Genomic DNA, 14,840 nt, shown 5'->3' with positions numbered 1-14,840 from the left:
GCGGTCAAGAAAGCCAGACACGGAATTGGCTATCAATACGCAGGACTCTGCCCGACACAAGAAAAATTCATAAACCATGAGGAATAACTATGCGGATTTCCAAACTTACCCGCACGGCTGTCTTATCAGCAATCTATGGCGGCGCCTTATTGTCCGTCTCCCTGCCTGCGCAGGCCAACAAAGAACTGGACAGGCTATCGGAACAAGACACCAACTGGGTCATGCAGACCAAAGACTACAAAGCCAGTCACTTCAGCAAAATGACCCAAATCAACTCGCATAACGTTCACCATCTTCAGCCGGTTTGGTCGTTCTCGACCGGCGTGCTCAACGGCCATGAAGGGGGGCCTTTGGTGGTGGACGGCATCATGTACGTGCACACGCCCTACCCGAACAACGTGTTTGCCATCGATCTGGACCATCCCGACAAAATCCTGTGGCAATACAAACCCAAACAAAATCCGGCTGCCCGCGCCGTGGCCTGCTGCGACGTCGTCAACCGGGGATTGGCTTATGCGCCCGCCGGCGCCGACTATCCGGCCACCATATTCCTCAATCAACTGGACGGACACGTCGTCGCGTTAAACGCCAAGACGGGCGAGCTACTCTGGAAAATGGAGAATTCCGACATTGCCATGGGCTCCACGTTGACCGTGGCGCCTTTCGTGGCCAAAGATCTGGTCATTGTCGGCTCTTCCGGCGCCGAACTCGGCGTTCGAGGCTACGCGACCGCTTACAACATCAAGGACGGCAAACAGGCCTGGCGCGTTTATGCGACCGGTCCCGACGAGGACATCAAACTGGCCAAGGATTTCAATCAAGCCAACCCCCATTACGGGCAATTCGGTCTGGGTCTGAAAACCTGGGAAGGAGACGCCTGGAAAATCGGCGGCGGCACGAACTGGGGCTGGTACGCCTTCGATCCCGATCTGGAGATGCTGTATTACGGTTCCGGCAATCCGGCGCCGTGGAACGAGACCATGCGCCCCGGCGACAATAAATGGACCATGACCATCTGGGGTCGCGACATCAATACCGGCGAAGCCAAATTCGGCTATCAGAAAACGCCTCACGACGAGTGGGACTACGCCGGGGTCAACTACATGGGCCTGTCCGAACAGATGGTGAACGGCAAAATGACCAAACTGCTGACCCACCCCGACCGCAACGGCATCGTCTACACGCTTAACCGCGAGAACGGCGATCTGGTCAATGCCTTCAAAATCGACGACACCGTCAACTGGGTCAAGAAAGTCGATTTGAAAACCGGCCAGCCGATCCGCGATCCGGAATATTCCACTCACATGGACCACGAAGCCAAAGGCATCTGCCCTTCGGCCATGGGCTACCACAACCAGGGCATCGAGTCCTACGATCCTGAAAAAAACCTGTTCTTCATGGGCGTCAACCACATCTGCATGGACTGGGAACCTTTCATGCTGCCCTACCGGGCCGGCCAGTTCTTTGTCGGCGCGACGTTAAACATGTATCCGGGTCCCAAGGGGACTCTCGGACAAGTCAAGGCCATGAACTCGGTGACCGGCAAATTCGAATGGGAAATCCCGGAAAAATTTGCCGTCTGGGGCGGCACTCTGGCCACGGCCGGCGATCTGGTGTTTTACGGCACGCTCGACGGTTACATCAAGGCGCTGGATTCGAGGGACGGCAAGGAACTGTGGAAATTCAAACTGCCTTCCGGCGTGATCGGCCATCCGATCACTTACGGACATAACGGCAAGCAATACGTCGCAATCTATTACGGCGTGGGCGGCTGGCCCGGCGTCGGCCTGGTGTTCGACTTGCAGGATCCGACCGCGGGCCTGGGCGCCGTGGGAGCCTTCAAGGAATTGGCTCACTATACCCAGCAAGGCGGCGGCGTGATGGTCTTCGCACTGGGTAACGGATAATCATGGGCGAGAGGAACATGCAAGCGAACAAGTTAGTGATAACGGCCGCGTTGCTGGGAGCCGGCTGGTTTTCCGGCGGCAGCGAGGCCAGTGTGAACGATACGCTCAAAGTATGCGCCGCCGCGGACGAAATGCCTTATTCCAATCAAAAAGAAGAAGGCTTTGAAAACAAACTGGCGCAACTGATCGGCAAGGCGTTGAACAGGAAAATCGAATATGTTTTCTGGCAGGACCCCCGCTATTACATTCGGGATTTTCTGGACAAGGGACTGTGCGATATCACGATGGGCGTCGACAAGGACGATCCCCGGGTATTAACAACGAAATCCTATTACCGTTCAGGCTATGTTTTCGTTTCTAGAGAAGACGCCGATCTCGACCTGGAAAATTGGGACAGTGAAGTTTTGCGGAAGGCAAATCGCATCGCTTTCGTACCGGGAACTCCGGCGGAAGTCATGATGCGCGCCATCGGCCGCTACAACGATATGTTCAATTATTCCCAGGAACTGGTCGGATTTAAATCCCGGCGCAACCAGTACGTCAAGTACGAACCGTCCAAGCTGGTTTCGGAAGTGGCCTCGGGCCATGCCGAACTGGCGGCGCTGTGGGGGCCTGCCGCCGCACGTTACGTCAATCAATCGCCGACGCCGTTGGTGATGACGCTCATTCCCGACAATAACGTGCGCGCCGACGGACAAAAAGTCGGCCACCACTACAGCACCTCCATTGGCGTGCGCAAGGATGATCCGGCTCTTCTGGCTCAATTGAACCGGGTCATCGAGGATTACTCCGGCGAAATCACCGATTTGCTTGAAGAAGAAGGCATTCCTCTCGTGGATGAACCAGAGAATGACGAATAATCGAACATCAACATTAGGTTTAAGATGAACAAGAAAAAACTGATAACCACAACAGCTGTCGGTCTTGGATTGCTAAGCTTGTCCGCCCTGGCGGATATCACGTTCCACCACGCCATTACCGGCGAACAGTTGGACATGAGCGTCGCCAAGAAAGGCGGCGATACGCCGGCATTCAAGCAATTCGTTCAGGACGGACGCAACCCCTACAACGGCGACAAAGAGGCCATCCAGAAAGGGCACGACCTTTTCATGACCGCCTGCTCCGGCTGCCACGGCCATAATGCCGAAGGAAAACTCGGCCCGGGGCTCGCCGACGACTACTGGACCTACCCTGCCAACGCGACCGACAAGGGCTTGTTCGAACTCTTGTTCGGCGGCGCCAACGGCATGATGGGGCCGCAGTACGTCAACTTGAATACCGACGAAATGCTTTTGATTATGGCCTGGATACGCGACATCTACACCGGCGATCCGCAAAAAGCCAAATGGTTGAAAAAATAACGAGGATACCTTTATGAACAAAATCATATCCCTGAGCATAGGTTTAACGATCGCGGCGATGGCTCTTCCGGCAAGCGCCTATGACGGCCAGAACTGCAAGGAACCCGGTGTCTGCTGGGAAGCCAAACCGGGTTATCCGGATACGGTGGCGGGAAGCAAGTACGACCCGAAACACGATCCCAACGAACTGAATAAACAAGCCCAATCGATTCTCGAAATGGAAGCCCGCAATCAAAAACGCTGGGAACATTTGAGTAAAACCGGCAAGTTTGTTTATGACGTAGAAGAAATCAACTAGCGGTTTCTTCGGCACGGATATTCCGCCTGTTTCCTCGCCATGCGAACGGAAGGATATCCGTGCATTCTCCCGGAATCGAATGCTAGACCTATGTTCGGAAGGCTACTCGTGAATAGCCGCTTTGCGGGCATACGATTCGATTTCAAGTTTGTGTAATTTGACTAATGACACCTCATATCTCCGGCTCTCTCCAGCCGGAGATTTTTTTATAAACCCCATGGCTACCGATCTCTATCTCAGCAACTGGCGCGATAGCGCGTTACAGTTCGAACAACAAATCAACCGAATCGTCATCGGCCAGCAGGCCGCCGTCAGAAAAATCGTGCTGGCGGTATTTTCCCGCGGCCACGTGCTGCTGGAAGGCAACGTCGGCGTCGGCAAAACCACCCTGCTCCGGGCCGTCGCTCAAGGCCTGGGCGGCGATTATCAACGCATGGAAGGCACCATCGACCTGATGCCGGCCGATTTGATTTACTATACCTACATCGATCATAACGGCCGCCCCAGTGTCGAACCGGGCCCTTTATTGAAACAGGGCGAAAAACTGTCCACTTTTTTCTTCAACGAAATCAACCGCGCCCGACCGCAGGTTCACTCGCTGCTGCTGCGGGCAATGGCGGAGCGCAGCATCACCGCTTTCAACCGCGATTATCCGCTGCCGCACATTCAGGTCTTCGCCGACCGCAACCGGGTCGAAAAAGAAGAAACCTTCGAGCTGCCGGCGGCGGCCAGGGACCGCTTCATGCTGGAAATCAGCATCGATACGCCGGCAGAAGATACCGTCCTGCACGAACTCATGTTCGACCCCCGTTTTCACGATACTGACCGGTTGATCGGCAGCATGCAAAATACCGGCATCGCCTACTATCAATTGAACGACTTTGCGCAAACGCTGCAACAAACGATTCAAACCACCCGGAAACTGCACGACTATGCCCTGACCCTGTGGAAAGCGACCCGCCAGCCGCAGCACTACGGCATCCGGCTCGCGGAGGTCGAAATGGAGCAATTGCTGACCGCCGGCGCCAGTCCCAGGGGCATGAGCTATCTGATCCGCATCGCCAGGACGCACGCCTGGCTTCAAGGCCGCGACCATGTCCTGCCGGAGGACGTGCAGGCGGTATTTTATTCGTGCATGGCGCATCGGCTCTTTTTGAATCCGATGTATGCCTACCGAAAGGAACAACTGATGCCGGAACTGGTAAACGGCATCCTGAACCGGATCGCAGCGCCCTGACCGGGCCCTATGAAAATGAACGAACCTTTGCTGCTCTACCGTTTACCTTGGCAAACCGTTTCAGTCCATCCGGGCGCCCATCCGGGCCAGATGATAGGGGCCGGGCATTTGTTCAAGCGCCACGAGCCGCTGGTGGCCAGCCCCGATCCAAGGCGCATCGATTTGCGAGCCACTGTCCTGGACCCCTTTTCCGGCTATCGGGTCCGCGTCTATCAGCAACCGAGCACGGTGAACGTCTATTTGATCGCGGACCTGTCGGCATCGATGAGCCATGCCTCCAAAAAACCCGCGCTCATCCGGTTTTTATTGACGGCGGCCCATTCCGCCTTTAGCTACGGCGACCGCTTCGGCTTTATCGGTTGCGAAGGCAATGTCATCCGGCCATGGCTCATCCCTTCCTGCCAACAATTAGGACCGGTGACGGCGCTGGCCGAGCAACTGGAGGCGAGCCGTTTCGTCGGCGCCGCCGAAGGGCTTCTGCAAGCCTCGGCCTATTTGCCTTCAAGCCGTTCGCTGGTATTTTTGCTGTCGGACTGCCATTTCCCTCTCCAACAGCTCCGCGCAGTGCTCGCCACGCTACAGCTCCATGACGTCATTCCATTGGTGCTCTGGGACCAAGAAGAACACACCCGCCTTCCCGACTGGGGCCTGATCTCGTTTCAGGACATGGAAAACCATGCCCGCCGTACCTTGCTGATGCGGCCGGCGCTGCGCCGGAAAATAATCGACCGCTACCGGCAGCGGCAACACGAGTTGCGGCGCTGTTTCAGATCCTTCGGCAAAGAGCCTTTGTTCATCGCCGAAAATTACACGACCCAATCGATCAATCGTTATTTACAGCAGAGGACGGCATGAAACGCCTGTTGATCCCCTTGTTTCTTCTGAGCGGATGCTCCGGCCCGGCTCCGGATCCCGTCAGTTATTTCAAGGTAGAAACCCCAAGGCCCTTCGGCTATGTCCTCGGAGACGAAATTCCTCAGCGCATCATTCTGGAAACACGCGAAGACATGGTCTTGCAGCCCGGCAGCCTGCCGGTTAAAGGCGCTCTAAACCGCTGGCTGAACCTGAACGAGGCCCGCGTCACCAAGACCGGACGGCATTACGAGATCGATTTACGCTATCAGGTGTTTTACGCTCCGCTCGAAGTCAAAATGTTGACTGTTCCCGGCTTCAACGTGCTCTTTACGCAAGGCGGAGAGACCTTGAGCCAGGCCGTGCCGCCCTGGTCTTTTACCGTATCGCCGTTACGGGAACTGGCCGTGCGCAAGGGGGAACAAGGCGAATACATGCGCCCCGATGCCGCTCCTTCCTTGTTGCCGAACGACCGGAACCTCTATGGCCTGGGCCTCAGTCTGTTGGCCGCTCTGTCGATCGGGCTTTATCTTGGCTATCTGTACGGCTGCTTTCCCAAACTGGCACGGCGCAATGTGTTCAAACGGGCGCTGCGCGAACTGAAAAAGTTGACCAGGGCCGACATGGAGCAGGCCCTGCGCATCGTTCATCAGGCCCTGAACCGTCTCAACAAACAACCCCTGTTTCATAATCAATTGCCTCGGTTTTACCGGCGCCATCCCGAGTATCGCCGTCTGGACCCGGAGCTGGCATGGTTTTTCAACTATTCCAACCGCTATTTCTTCAGCGGCGGTTTGACGGTCATCGATTACGATCTGGAAAGGTTGAAAAATCTGTGCGAGCGGTGCCGGCAAATCGAACGGGGCGGCCAATGAATCTGGCGGTCGATTCGCCCTGGTCGCTGGCGGGCCTTGCTTTGGCGCTTCTGCCTTTGGTCCGCCAAGGCATGCGCCTGACGCCGAATGCCTATCTATCGATGCTGCCGCCCGATCCTGTTTCAACCGCCGTATCGGTGTCATTGCGGCTGATCGCAATGGCCGCGATTATAGGGCTGGTATTGGGCATGGCCGGGCTGCACCGAACCGAACAAAGCATCGAACGCATCGGCCATGGCGCCCATATCGTGATACTCCTGGACCGCAGCAACAGCATGGACGACAGCTTCGCCGGGCGCGCTCCGAACGGCACGGAAGAATCGAAGTCGGCGGCGGCGCGGCGCTTGTTGGCCGATTTCGTCGCCCAGCGCAAGACCGACTTGATCGGGGTGGCCGAATACAGCACCGCGCCTCTGTTCGTGATTCCTCTCACCGAAAACAGGCATGCGGTGCAGGCAGCCATTGCCGCGACCGCTACTCCGGCGCTGGCTTACACCCATGTCGGCAAGGGCTTGGGCATGGCCTTGTCTTTTTTTCAAAACCAACCGGCCACCGGCTCGCGCATCGTGCTGCTAGTCTCCGACGGAGCGGCCGCCATCGAGCCCGACAGCGAACAAAAATTGCGCGAATGGTTCAAGCAGCAAAATGTCCGCCTGTACTGGATATTTCTCAGAACGGCCAACAGCCCAGGAATCTTCGAAAAACCGTCAGATCCTCGGGACGACAACGCCCAGGCCATGCCGGAACTCTATCTGCACAAGTTTTTTTCCGGTCTGGGCAATGCCTACAAGGCTTATGAAGCCGAAAGCCCGAATGCGCTGAAGGAAGCCATCGACGACATCAGCCGTCTGGAAAACCTGCCTCTCCATTATCTGGAACGCATGCCCAGGCAGGACTTGTCCGATGGGTGTTATCTGTTATCCGCCGTATTGATTTTTATTCTTTCGGCAGCCAAATTCTGCGAAGTCAGGGACCTCTCATGATACGACCCCTCCGTCACGCCCTGCTCTGGGGCGGCCTGATAGCCGGCCTGTCCGCCGCCCTTTATCACGCTCTTGCTCTTTACGGTATCCATCGGGAAAACGAACGGATCCGTCAATTGCTCTCCGGCAAGGAAGCCGAGTTGAACGAAGTCATTACCGGCCATCCCGAATTGCGCCTGGCGCGCGCCCTGTTTTTAAAACAAAAACACCGCTACGACGAGGCTTTATCCACTCTTAGCCTGATCATGGACAAAGGCGATCGCCGGTTTCAAGCGCAAATTCGCTACAACCTCGGCAACCTGTATCTGGAGCAAGCCGTGCGCCAAGTCGAAGCGGCCAACGTCAACGAAGCGCTGCCGCTGACCGGACTGGCGAAACAGGCGTACCGCCAGGCCTTGGCCTTGGACAGCCGCAATTGGGATGCCAAATACAATCTCGAAGTCGCGATGCGCCTGCTGCCGGAAATGGACAGCGTTACTCTTCCGGAGGAAGCTCCAAGCCGCCAACAAGCGCAGTTATGGACCACGGTTCCGGGATTTCCGCGCGGCCTGCCCTAAATGCATCCAGTCCCAACTTTTAATCGCGCATCGAAATGAATCCTATGAAATACCGTCTTGCCTTTAAGGATTATCGATTGTGGTGTTTGCTCCTGGCGCTGGCGGCCATGCTGGCCCTGTTCGCGCGTCCGGAGGCGGTCAAGCGGCAGCCGGTCTATAACTTCACTTTTATCATCGATATTACCCGCAGCATGAACGCGGCCGATTACCGCCTGGATGGCTATGAAGTCAGCCGTCTGGAATATGTCAAAAAAACTTTGGGCGAATTGATCGCCAAACTGCCCTGCCAATCCAGGGTGGGCTTGGGCCTGTTCACCGAAAGGCGCTCGACCCTGCTCTTCGAGCCATTGGAAGTCTGTTCCTCGTATGCCGAAATCGAATCTTCCCTCGATAACATTGACTGGCGCATGGCCTGGGCGGCCGACAGCAACATTGCCAAGGGACTGATGAGCACGTTGGAGATGCTGAAAAATGGCGGAAGCACGCTGGTCTTCATTACCGACGGCCAGGAAGCGCCTCCGGTTAACCCGGCTTATCAGCCCGATTTTTCCGAATTGAAATCCCGAATGAAAGGCTTGATTATCGGAGCGGGCGGTTTGCAACCCGTACCGATCCCGAAATTCAACGCGAACGGCGAACAAATCGGCGTTTATTCCGAAGACGACGTGCCCCACCGCTCCACCTTCGGCCGGTCGAATCTCGATCCCTCAAAAATCGAAGGATACGATGCCCGCAACGCGCCTTTCGGCAGTCAAAAAGCCACGGGCCGGGAACATCTGGCGGTGCTCCATGAAGCCTATTTACAGAAGCTCGCCGGCGAAGCCGGCCTGGACTACGCCCGCCTGACGGATTTACGCAGCCTGCAAACGGCTTTGCAAGCGCCCGAACTCGCCACGCTCAAAAGTGTACGGACCGATGTCCGCTGGCAAGCCGCCTTGGCGGCGTTAATGCTGCTGAGCGCCGTGTACCTGCCTAATCCTGGCAAGTTCATTCGTAGGCTCCGCTAGTCCAGCCGATGCCACCGTTTCCCTTTTCTTGAGAAGACATTACGACCATGCACAGACTGCAATCGAATCATCATCTTTTTATCGTACGGCTGGCGTTGTCGCTGCTCGGCATCGTGATTGCCCGTGCTTATCGTGACGCCAGCCATGATTACTGGCTGCTCATGACAGTTTTGTTCGGCGCCCTGGCTATCCTTCCCGGTTATTACCGAGCCCGGCACAACGGCGAAGATCCGGCCGGGCTTGTCCGCCAAGCGCTGCACTGGTCGGGCGGGCTGTTCGCTGCGCTCGTCGTTTACGCCTACCATAGGACCGGCAGAATCTTTCACGAAGAAGCCGGCTTGATCGTGCTGTTGATACTGGCGTTAACCATTTACCTGGACGGCCTGCATACGGGCTGGCGAAACTGTTTCATGGGCGTCTTTCTCTGCCTGACAGCAATCTCTATCGGATATTTCGATGATTATTTCTGGCCGCTGTTTATTTTGGCGTCGGGAGCGATGTTAGCGAGCCGTATTTCGGATACAATGACTCCGCTTTCCAAAAAATCGGAGGTCACGGCCAACGAGGGAGAAAAAGCCGGATTTTTTGGAGAGGACGCAGGATAAGATCGTTTTTTCAGAGCTCACTTACCGAGGAAATCACCATGAAAACAAAATCCATTTCGCTCGTACTGGCCCTCGGCCTGGCCGTGCCCGCCTCCATGAGTTATGCGGCTGCTCAAAGCATTGAAACTTGCATTGCCGCCATCCAGAAACAAAAACCCGGAGAATTGGTCAAGCTGGAAAAACTGAATAGGTCCGGCAAATCCCTGTATGAATTCGAAATAAAGGATTCCAAAGGCAACGAATGGGAATTCATCTGCGACGTTGAAACCGGGAAGATAACCGAAACGGAAGGCGAGGCCGAGAGCGCCGATAGCGAGGCTTTCAAGAAAAACATGAAAATCTCCGAAAAAGAAGCCGCGGCCATTGCCCTTAAAGCCCATCCGGGAAAGATTGTGGAAGTCGAGTACGAAATCGAAAGCAACGGCGATGCCAGTTATGAGTTCGATATCGTCAACGAGAAAGGCACTGAAACCAAGGTCGAAGTGAACGCGGCCAACGGCAAAATAATCGAGGTATCCACCGAAGAGTGGGAAATCGGCGAGGAAGCCGACGAAAAAAGATAATGGAATTTCCAGTTCCAGCTCAAAGCGCTGGAACTGGAGCCCCGCCGCCGCTACGGTTTCACCGCGATCCCCCAAGGGTATTGGCCAACGCCTATCGATTTGGCGACTTCCATCCGCTCAAGATCGATAATTGAAATATCGTTGCTGACTCCGTTGGTCGTATAAAGCCTGTCCTGCTTGGGCGAAAAAGCCAGATTCCAGACCCGCTGTCCCACCAGAAAATATTTTTCAGGTTCCAGCGTTTGGGCATTGATTTGCGCCACCCGGTTGGCGGGCCCCAAAGCCACATAAGCCCATTGCCGCTTTTCATCGATGACGACGCCGACCGGCTGGATTTTGCCGGCGGTCAGACCGGGAATTTCAAATTTTATATTCTTGATTATCTGCCGCGATTCGGCATCAATCACGGTTACCGTTCCGGCCATTTCCGAGGTCACCCAGAGCTGCTTGCTGTCCTGCGTAAAACTCAAAGCGCGCGGGCGCGGATCGACCAGGGTATTATCCGCCACGGCCAACGTCTTGCGGTCTATCCAGTGTACCATATTGGTGGCTTCCGAGGCGCTGGCCACCCATTTTTCATCGGGGCTGACCGTAATCCCCTCCGGCTCCACGCCAACCGGAATTTCCTTGATGGCTTTTTGCTTTTGGATGTCGATTGCGGTGACCCGGCCGTCATCCTCGTTGGAAGCAAAGAGCAAGTCGCCTTTAGGGTTGACGGCAAAGGTCTCGGGATCCTTGCCGGACGGCAGGTTGCCCACGACTTTCATCGTGTCGATATCCACCACCTGGATAGTATCGTCGTCACTGGCCGCCACATAGAGTTGCCGGAAATCCTTACTGATCGCGATGCCCCGAGGCCGCTGACCCACCGCCACCGTTTTGATCAGTTGGCCGGCCTCGGGATCGACAATCGCCAGGGCATTATCTTTTTCCAGCGTGACAAAAACCGTTTCCGAATAGGCATTGCCGCAGAGGATCAGCAATGCCGCCATTAACATAACTTTCATAAATCACCAGCTTAAAAAAAACCGGCAACATAGCATTTTTTATTACTCGATTTTTATCAACGCTGAAAAAAAGATATTTTCCTATGGCGGCCGGCATCGCATGCCTTAATAATACCCCGTTTTAATAAATTATAATTCCATAAAATACATGACGTTACGCTCTCAACTGAATATAAGGATCGCATTTTTTTCACTTTTTATCCTATTCCTGGGCGGCTCGATCGCCATCTGGCAAGCGCGAAATGCCGTCGAAAAGGAAATCGATTCCTCGATCCATCTAGCGGTGCAATTGATTACCTTCGGTTTCGCCCAACTGTCGAAAACGTCGCCGCCGGAAGAGGCCGATTGGTTCGCTCAATTGAATACGCTCAAGGAAACCCGGCATTTGAGCATCCAGTTGAAAAAACAGTCCGGTCAGATCATCCGCTTCACTCACGACGCGCTGGCCGCGGAAGGAAGAGAAAAGCCGCCTCGATGGTTCGTCAATCTGGTCGGAGCGCACTATCCGATGGCGGAACACCGAATCACCACCCCGCGCGGAGAACAGATCAGCCTCGTCATCATGGCCAATCCACTCGATGAAATCACCGAAGCCTGGCAGGAAAGCATGGCTTTTTTTATCTCCATTTTCTTTCTGATGCTGTTTACTTTTCTGGCCGTGCACGTGGTTTTCAACAAGGCGATCCGGGCGATTTCGGTGATCGTGAAGGCGCTCAAGGTCATCGAAACCGGAGACTACCGGCAGAAGCTGCCGGAATTCTCGACCCACGAATATGCCCGCATCGCCCGGGCGATCAATCACATGACCGGGGAACTGGACAAAACTCAGCGGGAAAACCGCGCCCTGACCCTGCATTCGCTGGAGATTCAGGAAGACGAGCGGCAACGGCTGTCCCAGGAACTGCACGACGAACTCGGACAGTCGCTCACCGCGATCAAGGTCATGGCGGTAACCGCGGCGCACGAAAAAGCCGATACGAAAAAAATCACCACCGCCATCATCGGCATCTGCGATCATCTCATCGCCGTGGTGCGCTCGATGATGCACCAACTGCACCCGTTGATCCTGACCGAACTGGGCTTGAAAGCGACGCTCGAGGACATGGTCGCGCACTGGTCGGAACGCCACCCCGGCCTGACGCTGACTCTTCGTTGCGACGACGCGGTCGACGAACTGGATCACACCGTTTCCATCCAGCTTTTCCGGGTCATCCAGGAGTGTCTGACCAACGTGGTCCGCCACGCCGAGGCCCGCCGCGCCGACGTCTCTCTCTCCGTCCGTTCGGATCCGCAAAAGAGGCTGCTGCTCCAGGTCAGAGACGACGGCAAAGGATGCGACATGAGCCGGTTTTCCGCCGGTTTCGGCCTCAGAGGCATGCAGGAAAGAATAAAAACGCTGGGCGGCACGCTGACCTATCGGTCACAGCCGGGTCAGGGCATGCTCATCAGCGCGCAAGTGCCGATCGTTTGAGCCGGCATGAAAAGACTTGCCTGCCGGAATCGCCAAGGTGTAATGTTTGCCTTATCAAACCATAAGAAGCCGGCCGCATTTTTCGTTCTGCATCAAAAACGGAGAGCCGTGCCGCATTGAATGAAAGGAGAAAGCCCATTGGAGAATGAAAAATCCCTGGCGGAACGGTTAGCCGCCCTGCCTGTTTCGCCGGCGGCCGCCTTAACCGTTTTCCTGGTTTTGATCGGCCTGTGGACCTCTTTCTTCACGATTCCGGCCGAATCGGAAGGCATCGTGCTCCGCTTCGGCAAGTACATTGATAAAGTTCCGTCCGGCTTGCATTCCAAACTTCCTTTCGGCATCGACAGCGTCGTCGCCGTGCCGACGCAGCGTCAGCAGAAGCTGGAATTCGGCTTCTCCACGCCGGGCTATACCAATCCCGACCAGCCGGGCACCGAAGCCGCGCTGGAAAAATCGATGGTCACCGGCGACCTCAATTCGGCCCTGGTCGAATGGATCGTGCAATACCGGATTACCGAGCCCGAAGTCTATCTTTTCGAGGTGCGCGAGCCCGGCCAAACCCTGCGCGATCTTTCCGAAGCCGTCATGCGGGAAGTGGTCGGCGACCGGACGGTCGATGAAATCATTACCATCGGCCGGCAGGAAATCGAGGATTCCGTGCTGTCCAGGATGCAGGAGCTGGCGCGGCGTTATCGGCTGGGCGTCACGATCAACCAGGTCCAGTTAAAGAACGTCAATCCACCGGTCCCGGTGCAGCCCTCGTTTAATGAAGTCAACCGCGCGCAGCAGGACCGGGAAAATCTGATCAATCTGGCGAACGGCGAATATAACAAGGCCGTGCCGAGGGCCCGGGGCGCCGCCGATCAGAAGATTCGCGAGGCCGAAGGCTACCGCTTCAAACGGATCAACGAAGCCGAAGGCGACGCCCGTGCGTTTACCACGGTGCTCGAACAATACGTCAAGGCGCCCGACGTCACCCGCACCCGCATCTATCTGGAAACGCTGGGCCAGGTGCTGCCCCAAGCAAGGCAGCAAATCATCGTCGACGACAAAGTCCAGCAGATTCTGCCCTTCCTCTCCTCTCCCTCCGACCTGCCGGTATCGCCGAAATGACCCTGTCCGGACGCTTTTTACTCGTTGCCGCCGTTAGCGCCCTTCTCCTTTTTTTGTCGGCGTATACGGTCGATCAGACCGAACAGGTGATCATCACGCAGTTCGGCCGGCCCGTCGGCCAACCGATCACCGAGCCCGGCCTGAACTTCAAGCTGCCTTTGATACAGCAGGTCAACCGCTTCGACAAACGCTATCTGGCCTGGGACGGACCGATGGTCGAAATGTCGACCAAGGACAAGACCTACGTGCAGGTCGACACCTTCGCACGCTGGCGCATCACCGACCCGATGCGCTATTACCTGAGGCTCAGGGACGAACGCAGCGCCCAATCCCGGCTGGAGGATATCCTGGGCAGCGAAACCCGCACCGCGATCGCCCGGCACGAGCTGATTGAAGTCGTCCGCTCGGACAAAGAACGCATCCCGCTGCCGGATGAAAACGTCAGCGGCGCGCTGCTGGAGGAAGGGACGCTCGGCTTGCTGCGCCCCATCCGCGTCGGCCGGCTGGCGATCGAAAAGCAGGTGTTCCAGGCCGCCGCTCCGAAGCTGGCCGAATTCGGCATCGAGCTGCTCGACGTCCGCTTCAAACGCATCAATTACAACCAGGAAGTGCTGGAACGCATCTATCAGCGGATGATCAGCGAACGCTTGCAGATCGCGCAGAGGTTCCGCTCCGAAGGAGAAGGCGAAGCCGCAAGAATTTCCGGCAAGAAGGACCGCGACATCAACGAGATCGAATCGATGGCTTATAAGCGCGTGCAGGAAATCCGGGGAGAAGCCGACGCCAAGGCCACGGAAATTTACGCCAAAGCCTATACGCAAAAACCCGAAGCGGCCGAATTTTTCCGCTTTCTGAAAAGCATGGAGACCTACCGCCAAATCATCGATCGCGATTCGACGATCGTCTTGTCGACGGACAGCGATCTCTATGCGTTGTTGAAGCGGATTCAGCGAAAGCCTCCGGACGATTAGGCGTCAACTCTTCCTTGTCCAGCCTTCTCCTTC

16 protein-coding genes are annotated in these 14,840 nt (G+C 56.0%); 15 read left to right on the top strand and 1 reads right to left on the bottom strand.

All coding sequences use genetic code 11. The features are described from left to right. Nucleotides 1-89 precede the first annotated feature (89 nt). From A3OW_RS0120305 to A3OW_RS0120250, 12 genes are all read left to right on the top strand, one after another. Nucleotides 90-1,907, top strand: a complete 1,818-nt coding sequence (locus A3OW_RS0120305; protein WP_020565297.1) for a methanol/ethanol family PQQ-dependent dehydrogenase — start codon at nucleotides 90-92, stop codon at nucleotides 1,905-1,907. A 17-nt stretch (nucleotides 1,908-1,924) separates the two neighbouring features. Next, entirely contained in the window at nucleotides 1,925-2,767 is an 843-nt protein-coding gene (moxJ, locus tag A3OW_RS0120300) for a methanol oxidation system protein MoxJ (RefSeq protein ID WP_033412918.1), read from the top strand. A gap of 24 nt (nucleotides 2,768-2,791) precedes the next feature. Further along, entirely contained in the window at nucleotides 2,792-3,268 is a 477-nt protein-coding gene (gene moxG, locus A3OW_RS0120295; RefSeq protein ID WP_051091835.1) for a cytochrome c(L), periplasmic, read from the top strand. Nucleotides 3,269-3,281: 13 nt separating this feature from the next. After that, a complete protein-coding gene (locus A3OW_RS0120290) occupies nucleotides 3,282-3,566 on the top strand; it encodes a methanol dehydrogenase [cytochrome c] subunit (RefSeq protein ID WP_020565294.1) in 285 nt (94 codons plus the stop codon). A gap of 217 nt (nucleotides 3,567-3,783) precedes the next feature. Next, the gene (locus tag A3OW_RS0120285) at nucleotides 3,784-4,803 is read left to right on the top strand and encodes an AAA family ATPase (protein WP_020565293.1); all 1,020 of its coding nucleotides are present in this window, start codon (nucleotides 3,784-3,786) and stop codon (nucleotides 4,801-4,803) included. A gap of 9 nt (nucleotides 4,804-4,812) precedes the next feature. Further along, the gene (locus A3OW_RS0120280) at nucleotides 4,813-5,658 is read left to right on the top strand and encodes a DUF58 domain-containing protein (protein ID WP_020565292.1); all 846 of its coding nucleotides are present in this window, start codon (nucleotides 4,813-4,815) and stop codon (nucleotides 5,656-5,658) included. Beyond that, nucleotides 5,655-6,530, top strand: a complete 876-nt coding sequence (locus A3OW_RS0120275) for a hypothetical protein (protein ID WP_020565291.1) — start codon at nucleotides 5,655-5,657, stop codon at nucleotides 6,528-6,530. The genes A3OW_RS0120280 and A3OW_RS0120275 overlap by 4 nt, the downstream gene beginning before the upstream one ends. After that, on the top strand, nucleotides 6,527-7,513 hold the full coding sequence (locus tag A3OW_RS0120270; RefSeq protein ID WP_020565290.1) for a VWA domain-containing protein: 987 nt from the start codon (nucleotides 6,527-6,529) through the stop codon (nucleotides 7,511-7,513). The genes A3OW_RS0120275 and A3OW_RS0120270 overlap by 4 nt, the downstream gene beginning before the upstream one ends. Further along, nucleotides 7,510-8,070 carry a YfgM family protein gene (locus A3OW_RS0120265; RefSeq protein WP_020565289.1) on the top strand — a complete coding sequence of 187 codons (561 nt, stop codon included), beginning with the start codon at nucleotides 7,510-7,512 and terminating at the stop codon, nucleotides 8,068-8,070. The genes A3OW_RS0120270 and A3OW_RS0120265 overlap by 4 nt, the downstream gene beginning before the upstream one ends. 44 nt (nucleotides 8,071-8,114) lie before the next feature. Then, the gene (locus tag A3OW_RS0120260) at nucleotides 8,115-9,077 is read left to right on the top strand and encodes a vWA domain-containing protein (RefSeq protein ID WP_020565288.1); all 963 of its coding nucleotides are present in this window, start codon (nucleotides 8,115-8,117) and stop codon (nucleotides 9,075-9,077) included. 47 nt (nucleotides 9,078-9,124) lie between these two features. Further along, nucleotides 9,125-9,682 (top strand): hypothetical protein, encoded by a 558-nt coding sequence (locus A3OW_RS0120255; protein WP_020565287.1) that lies wholly within the window; start codon nucleotides 9,125-9,127, stop codon nucleotides 9,680-9,682. Nucleotides 9,683-9,720: 38 nt separating this feature from the next. Continuing rightward, a complete protein-coding gene (locus tag A3OW_RS0120250) occupies nucleotides 9,721-10,245 on the top strand; it encodes a PepSY domain-containing protein (RefSeq protein WP_020565286.1) in 525 nt (174 codons plus the stop codon). A gap of 50 nt (nucleotides 10,246-10,295) precedes the next feature. Here the strand turns inward: A3OW_RS0120250 and A3OW_RS0120245 are convergent, their stop codons facing one another. Continuing rightward, nucleotides 10,296-11,243 (bottom strand): PQQ-dependent catabolism-associated beta-propeller protein, encoded by a 948-nt coding sequence (locus tag A3OW_RS0120245; protein ID WP_020565285.1) that lies wholly within the window; start codon nucleotides 11,241-11,243, stop codon nucleotides 10,296-10,298. Nucleotides 11,244-11,400: 157 nt separating this feature from the next. On the opposite strand from A3OW_RS0120245, the gene A3OW_RS0120240 reads away from it, so the two are divergent. The 3 genes from A3OW_RS0120240 to hflC all read left to right on the top strand — a co-directional run bounded on the left by A3OW_RS0120240 (nucleotide 11,401) and on the right by hflC (nucleotide 14,807). Further along, nucleotides 11,401-12,723 (top strand): ATP-binding protein, encoded by a 1,323-nt coding sequence (locus tag A3OW_RS0120240; protein WP_020565284.1) that lies wholly within the window; start codon nucleotides 11,401-11,403, stop codon nucleotides 12,721-12,723. Between the two features lie 138 nt (nucleotides 12,724-12,861). After that, on the top strand, nucleotides 12,862-13,836 hold the full coding sequence (gene hflK / locus A3OW_RS0120235; RefSeq protein ID WP_033412914.1) for an FtsH protease activity modulator HflK: 975 nt from the start codon (nucleotides 12,862-12,864) through the stop codon (nucleotides 13,834-13,836). Next, complete coding sequence (gene hflC, locus A3OW_RS0120230; RefSeq protein WP_020565282.1) at nucleotides 13,833-14,807, top strand: protease modulator HflC; 975 nt, start codon at nucleotides 13,833-13,835, stop codon at nucleotides 14,805-14,807. The genes hflK and hflC overlap by 4 nt, the downstream gene beginning before the upstream one ends. Nucleotides 14,808-14,840: the final 33 nt, after the last annotated feature.

Source organism: Methylosarcina fibrata AML-C10, assembly GCF_000372865.1.
Lineage (GTDB): Bacteria > Pseudomonadota > Gammaproteobacteria > Methylococcales > Methylomonadaceae > Methylosarcina > Methylosarcina fibrata.
The sequence above is the reverse complement of the archived record's forward strand: the minus strand, read 5'-3'. Positions and strand labels throughout refer to the sequence as shown.